We start from the raw sequence: 349 nt of genomic DNA, 5'->3' as shown, positions 1-349 counted from the left end.
GGCTTATCCCAGAGTCAAGGGCAGGTTACTCACGTGTTACTCACCCGTTCGCCACTAATCCACCCACAAGTGGGCATCATCGTTCGACTTGCATGTGTTAAGCACGCCGCCAGCGTTCATCCTGAGCCAGGATCAAACTCTCCGTTGAAGTAAAACAGACACAACCAAAACCACCGGAAATAACGGCGACAAAGGCTGCACAAAATTTGAAACCAGCTAAAAACACCAAACCACACCACAGGGGCGGCACGATTCGGCACAATCAACCAATTACATACATAATCGGTATCAACAAACTTGGCACACTATTGAGTTCTCAAACAACAGACACACCCGGCACCACCCAAAC

General features: G+C 49.0%; 1 rRNA gene. It reads right to left on the bottom strand.

The features are described from left to right. A 16S ribosomal RNA gene (locus AC1DIP_RS22395) occupies positions 1 to 148 on the bottom strand; the annotation flags it as partial. Positions 149 to 349: the final 201 nt, after the last annotated feature.

This window comes from Pseudarthrobacter sp. 05T312 (genome assembly GCF_056396685.1).
This window is presented reverse-complemented; position numbering and strand designations above follow the sequence as displayed.